Source organism: Zarconia navalis LEGE 11467 (assembly GCF_015207075.1).
Classification (GTDB): Bacteria; Cyanobacteriota; Cyanobacteriia; order Cyanobacteriales; family Geitlerinemataceae; genus Zarconia; species Zarconia navalis.
Genome location: NZ_JADEXN010000007.1, coordinates 23,423 through 29,969 on the forward strand (window position 1 = coordinate 23,423; position 6,547 = coordinate 29,969).

Sequence of the window (6,547 nt, forward strand, 5' to 3'; positions counted from 1 at the left end):
TCCAATAGATGGATGCCTCGATTCTTTTTGAAAATGCGATCGGCTTTTCTTTCGAGAGAGGGCGATCGTTTTTAATTTGAAGAAATTCCTCGATCGCCCTCCAAAATCCAAAATCTAAAATGCGCACTTCCAAACAGATGGCATCAACAGCTCGCGCCAGAAGACTTGATGCTAGCGGGGGGTGGAAGTCTTAATGCGATCGCCCGAACCTGGAGAGTCAATAAAAATAGCGCCTCGCCGGGTGAGGTCGGCTCTCATTTCTTCGGACATCCCAGTATTGTCTCCGAATTTGGCATCCTTGACGTTGGCTAGACTCAGGTTGGCTCGATTCAGGTTAGCTCGATTCAGGTTAGCTCGACTCAGGTTGGCTCGATTCAGGTTAGCTCGACTCAGGTTAGCTCCACTCAGGTCGGCTCCACTCAGGTCGGCTCCATTCAGGTCGGCTCGACTCAGGTCAGCTCCACTCAGGTCAGCTCCACTCAGGTTGGCTAGACTCAGGTCGGCTTCTACCAAGTCTTTGCGCTCGAATTGGAATTCCTTGAGGTTGGGGTTTCCCCCTGGCCGACCTTTGGGCATCTCTCTCCCTCGTGCATTTGTTTGATGATAGCGCGTCGGTCGCGGAAAGAAATCGGGTTGGGTTGCGGCTCTCGGCTTTGTGGGCGAATGAGATTAGAGATGCGATCGCAATGTAACGTTTTGCTGCACTCGCGCCCAGTTTCCGAAAAAAAATGATGCTGCATCCGAAAACTCAACAGAGCATCACTTGCAATATGAATATCGATCGAAGTTTAACGTTTAGGCTGACCGTCGCCGTATTTGCGTTCGCACTATTTTTCATCGATTTGAGAGGCCATTCTTCAATCGCCTTGGCTCGATCGATATCACTCGAACAGAACCGAAACCCAGAACGCGAAGAAACAAAACAGTTCGAGGGGGACGGTCAACCCCGTTCGGAGGAAAGAATCGATGGAGCCAGCTACTGCAACCCCGACGTAATCATGTGTCCGCCGACGGATGGGAAGAGACGGAGCAATCCAACCGATGATGATTTGGAAGATGAGCCGGAGAACGAGCCGGAGAATTTTACGGATGACGATTCGGAGGACGAACTAGAAAATCCAACCAACGATGATTCAGATCGATATCTTGACGGGGGATGTCAACCTCAAAGAGGACTACGCCGGACTTGCCGCTGGAAGCAAAGACAAAGCAATTAGCATCCTCGACACCAAACCTCGATTTCCCCAAAAATAGAGACAAATTAACACAGTATTACGGGCGGGCGCAGCAGTCCGCTTTTTTATTGGACGATCGCCTCCATAACATACATGGGCTATTAATCCGGATTACAAGCGCCCACCCCAGCTAAAAAGTCGGTAAAACCTGCATTGACCTTAATAAAGATTTAAACAATCCCCGATCGAACCCTGGCGGCTCAAACCTGGCAGTTTCTAGGTTGGAAAAAACCCTAGAGACCCAACAGCCATGCCTAACATCAGCGGACAAGCGATCGCACTCGACCTACTTGCTGGAACCTATCGATTTAACTTCTCCGACTTTCAATCCCCCGATAGGTCTGATGCGATTCGGATTGAATCGGCTAATGGATTGTTTCACGATTATCGATTAGATAGGACTTGGACGGGTTGGAAGGTCGCACAGCCAACTTTTGATTATTTCGATCGCAGCTTGGATGATTCGATCGAAATTCGACTGACTCAAGACGATCGGCTCATTCTGCGAACCGACGAGGGCTACGACCTAGGACTCGAACCTAACTACCCCACCGCATCGTTTACCTACGCTCGCATCGACGAAGCTGAGCTAGAAGAACCGGAGATACAACCTGCTCCCAGGTCTGAAGACTTGCACCCGCTCATTCAAATCAGCCGCAATTCCAGGGGGGATGCGATCGAATATCCCCTCGACGAAGCCGACACCCTCGGCAGCGGCGTACTCCGGAGCTACCGCGCCGAACTGCGGACCGATCGCAACGAAGTATCTGTGGCGCAAATCGAGCAAGACTTCTTCCACGGGCAAGTCGATTTATCGAGCTACGGCGTATCGGGCAGCGCCGGACTGTGGACGACCGAACCGGGCATCAACAAAGTCACCTTCGATATGCGCGGCGACTACGATGCGGCGAACCTGCTGTTCTGGAATGGAGAATCGATCGTTCCCATCGACCCGGCCCACATTTCCAATTCCACGATCGAGATTTACATCGATGCGGTTTCCGACGAATGGGGATTCGTATTGCTCGACTCCAACGACACCGGCGACGACACGGATTTTCGCATCTCGGGTCTCGAATGGGTGGGCGAATCGAGCATCGTCGAACTCGACGGCGGCTACATTGCCAACATCGGCGGTCTCAGCCCCAGCGACAGCATCGGTAATGTCAAAATTGAGAGTCATAACGCTAGCCTCAGCACCGGACAATCCGATCGGGCTGCCAGCAGCCTCGGGGATTGGGCGATGGGGGACAAGGAGTTCCTGAAACCCTACGGTACGGAAGGTAGCGCCATTACTTACACGGACTTGGAGCCAGGGGAATACGATTTTTTGTGGAGCTTCTACACCCGAGACATCACCAACCACGATGCCCTCTACGCCTGGAACGGGAAGACCCTCACCCAAATTGGCGATCGCACCGATGGATACTCGGACTTCCCCAGGCAGGCTTGGACGAGCGAAGACCTCAACGCCAGCGTAGAAGTGGTCTACGACTACCTGACGATAATTGCCCTCGACGCGGGGGACAAACGGGGGACTACCGATTTTCGGGTTGAAGGCTTACGGCGCACGGGAGACCTGGGCTACGAGCCGCCCCAACCTATCGACATCGCCCCGGATATCCTCACTGGCGATATCAACCTCAAAGACGGCTACACCGGCATCGCCACGGGAACCGGAGACCGAGCCATTAGCACCCTGGGTACGGAACTGACCGGCGATCGGGACGCGCTGACGGACTACGGAACCGAAGGCAGCTACGCCAAATGGACGGGACTGGACAACGGAACCTACGAGGTGACTTGGAGCTTATATGCCTCAGAGAACGACTTCGATCGCGATGCGGTTTATTTCTGGGATGGCAGCGAAGCGCAACCCCTAGCCACTCGGGCAGATGCGACGATTCAATCCTCGGCGACTCGTTGGATTAGCGATCGGACGACCAGTACGTTTGATGTCACCAACGGCGAGTTGGGTTTCTTAGCGTTGGACGAATTGGATAAGTCCGGGACAACGGAGATGCGGATTTATTCGATCGAGAAAGTCGGCTCATCCACCCAAAACCCATCCACAGAAAATGGCTTCGACCCGATTACCGGCACCCGAGAAGAACCGCCCTACCCGATTCCCGATAACGGCTGGGATATGGGGAACGATGCCGATCGAGCTTGGGATATGGGAACCCTCAAACCTTGGGAAACCGATGATATGACGGGCATTGAATGGAACCAGGGTTACGTCTATCCGGCCTACCACCTGGGGGCGAGTTACATCAACGAAACCATCGGCGGCGATGATGTGACGGATTGGGCAACCTTCGTTTTGGAAGAAGCGAGCTATCTAAACTTCTTTCACAGCAATGCGATCGCCGAAATTATGGACGAAAGCGATCGCGTCGTGGTGGGAAGCAACGATAGCTATAGCGGCAACTTGCAAGCCCTTCTCCTGCCCGGTCAATATCAAATGAGATTCAGCAGCGAATCGAGTGTTTCTGAGACGTTTAGCGCTCAAATTTACCTCAGTAATTCAGATCCTAGTTACGCTGATTGAAAGCCTTATCGAGTGATAGCGATCGAGCTTACAATATAGATAAATCAAAATACATTCAACATTAACTGCGGGCTAACCAGTCCGCTTTTTCTATGCTGAAATCTTATCGACTAACGGCCTAAATTTGCGCTGCTTAAATATGGTAGCCCACACACAGCTTTCCTATTGTACCCACCAAAATCCCTGTAAAGAGTAAAGTAAATGGCCTCTGTGCAAGAAGCTACTCAATTAGAAAACACTTACAGCACACAGAGTCCACTCTTGACAGGGTGATATCACAAGAAGAAAGACCAAAGCAGTGGGTATGAGGGCTGTGTTGAGTGTATTTTGATTATGGATATCTTTCAGATTGCATTAAGTTTTTGTCCGAACGTTCAGATTCTTCCATTGATTGAAGAACGGGGATATACTTTCGAGTTTATCGATGAGGCAAAGGCAAAACTATTTTTGTCGAGGGTTCGAGAAATGAATAACGTCGGAGGAATTCGGAATGGAGTTACTGTTACAGTAATTATTCTGTAAATCTCAAGTTGATTAGATATCTCTCTTATTGAGGGATATCTAATCGATTGGCAAAATCAATATCAATGACGATATTCTGTTCGAGAACAACTTTCTTATTAGTATTCAGACAAACCTGATAAAACTCCCGAGCTTTTTCTTTCGTTTCAAACTTAAAATGCAACCCTCTCGTACTGATAAAAACGTGGTTTGCGCTGTATCCACCTTCTTTCATGATGACTCCTTTGTTATCGATCGCACTTGAAGGATATCGCTAAAATCAATAGTTCGACCAGCACAGAGAATATCGCCGGGGTATTGTAGCTTGGAGCAGTGGCCCTTCGTTTTAGCGATACGATCGCTCCAGGCACTCTCTCCCCTGCGGCCGCGTTGGCTCAACGCTAAAATCTATCCCTTCGCTTAATCCGTATGGCCCCCGCCAGGCCTCCGTTGCGTTCCCTCCCTCCGCAGTGTGACCCTTCGCTTTAGTGGTATCGATCGCTCGTTCCTCGGGGAGGGGTTGCGAACCGTTACGGGAGCCGCTCCGGTGCGCTGCCCCCTCCCACTCGTCTCTCGCAAAAGATGCTGCTAAATGCTGCGGCGCTTCGCTTAAACGTTACCGATCGCTTCGTTTGCCGTTCCGTTCCGCGCCCTGGGGAAGCCTAGCACATTCCTCTTCGTTCCATGTGCTGTGACGGCTTCCAGGGCGCTCCATTCCACTGTGTTCTGGGGGAGAAGAGAGGAGAGGAGAGAAGAGAGAGGGGTAAGGGTGTCGGTGGCGGAGCCGGAGGCGACCCTCCTCCGCTTCGGAGGGTTGGAGCGCGGGCCTCTCTCTCCTGTCTCTGCCGGATGGATAGGGAGGAGAGGCTCGACTCTTATTAAAGATTATTGACAATCACCACCTTGCTCGTTTGCTACGGTATCCGGCTTCCCGTTCTCAACTTTCCTCGGTTGGCTGGGTGTCTTCCTCTTTGTTTGTACTTATATTATAGCGCATTATCACGTGTATACACGTGATAATAATATTTCTTTACAATAGGGTTAACGGGGTATAGGTAGGGTTGCCGCCGTGGGTTGGGGTAAAATTGAAAGCTCTCTGACTCCGCTTAAGCCATACCCCCAACCCACAGGCTAAACGCTCAACATAGCGCCACCCCAGAGAGTTAGAACAAACTTAGCTGAGTTTCAAAAAACCAATCTGGGATATCGATCGAACGAAGAGGATATATCTCAATTTGAAAGAGTTTTGATTTAGCGTAGGCGATCGTCCCCCAGGTTCCCGACCCATGACCGGAAAATGGATCGCTCGGAACGCAGTCGCTGGGACAAGATTTATCGGGAAATGCAACTAAAATTCCCCCCGGTGCGATCGCATCCACCATCCGCTTGCTGCGTTGTGCAAATTGCCATTTCTCCCCACCGTCAACGCGATGGATTGTCGCAGCCATCTGATAGTAATTTGCCGCGCGGCGCATGAAACTATCTACTCCCTCAGCATCTCCGATATGCCATTCGCCCTGTAGTTTTTTCAAATTAACTTGGCGATAAATCCTTCGCTCTTGTCGCCGAGTTAAACTTCGCGGCCCGCTAAATGCAAATTTCATGGTTTTCGTTTAGTAGCTATGCCTCTATTATACTTTATTTTCACGTGTATACATGTTATAATAAAGAAAAGCTACTAAACAAAGATGATGAATTTCTCACCAGAACTCAGGAGTCAATTACTTACCCCTCAGCTAATTTGGTTTAGCTTGGGACATTACTACCAAATCACCTATCAAGAAGCTATAAATATCAAAATCGACCCCTGGTGGATTGGGGTGAAAGTTTCGATGAAACACGAACTCCTCGATATGCCAGAGCAGTGCTTTAGTACGGTTATTTCGTATCAAAAACTGGCTTACGCGATCGCAAACTTCTTCGGTCTCAACGCCTCGAATTGTGGAATTATCAGCCGCAGCGGCAATCTGGCAACGGTTCGCGGTACCCAGGGAAATTATCATTGCACGACTGGGAGTGCTGGTTATACCTGCACTTGCAAGTTGTATCGTTGCATGAATAATCGACTCGTCAAAAACGGAGAGTCACCGCAGCTTCTTAAAGCTCTGAAGCGAACCGAACTCTACGAAACTCACAACGGTCAACCTCAAATCCGCTGCCACCATCTGCTGATTCTCAAATAAATAGATCGAAGCCCCGGCTACGGCTGGGGCTTTAACATCGTCGGGTGAAGCTTAGAAGTTATGCACCACCCACCCCC

6 protein-coding genes are annotated in these 6,547 nt (G+C 50.4%); 3 read left to right on the forward strand and 3 right to left on the reverse strand.

The window, feature by feature from the left end; translation table 11 throughout:
- Positions 1–171: 171 nt before the first annotated feature.
- Complete coding sequence (locus IQ235_RS01020) at positions 172–576, reverse strand: pentapeptide repeat-containing protein (RefSeq protein ID WP_264319637.1); 405 nt, start codon at positions 574–576, stop codon at positions 172–174.
- A gap of 552 nt (positions 577–1,128) precedes the next feature.
- Between IQ235_RS01020 and IQ235_RS01025 the strand changes: the two genes are divergently transcribed.
- Together IQ235_RS01025 and IQ235_RS01030 are read left to right on the forward strand one after the other, a co-directional pair.
- The gene (locus IQ235_RS01025; RefSeq protein WP_264319638.1) at positions 1,129–1,254 is read left to right on the forward strand and encodes a hypothetical protein; all 126 of its coding nucleotides are present in this window, start codon (positions 1,129–1,131) and stop codon (positions 1,252–1,254) included.
- Positions 1,255–1,485: 231 nt separating this feature from the next.
- The gene (locus tag IQ235_RS01030; protein ID WP_264319639.1) at positions 1,486–3,786 is read left to right on the forward strand and encodes a hypothetical protein; all 2,301 of its coding nucleotides are present in this window, start codon (positions 1,486–1,488) and stop codon (positions 3,784–3,786) included.
- 547 nt (positions 3,787–4,333) lie between these two features.
- On the opposite strand, the gene IQ235_RS01035 is transcribed toward IQ235_RS01030, so the two are convergent.
- The gene (locus IQ235_RS01035; RefSeq protein ID WP_264319640.1) at positions 4,334–4,522 is read right to left on the reverse strand and encodes a hypothetical protein; all 189 of its coding nucleotides are present in this window, start codon (positions 4,520–4,522) and stop codon (positions 4,334–4,336) included.
- A gap of 928 nt (positions 4,523–5,450) precedes the next feature.
- Positions 5,451–5,891, reverse strand: coding sequence for a hypothetical protein (locus IQ235_RS01040; protein WP_264319641.1), 441 nt, complete (start codon positions 5,889–5,891; stop codon positions 5,451–5,453).
- An 84-nt stretch (positions 5,892–5,975) separates the two neighbouring features.
- Here IQ235_RS01040 and IQ235_RS01045 point away from each other — a divergent pair, with 84 nt between their 5' ends.
- The gene (locus IQ235_RS01045; protein ID WP_264319642.1) at positions 5,976–6,470 is read left to right on the forward strand and encodes a hypothetical protein; all 495 of its coding nucleotides are present in this window, start codon (positions 5,976–5,978) and stop codon (positions 6,468–6,470) included.
- Positions 6,471–6,547: the final 77 nt, after the last annotated feature.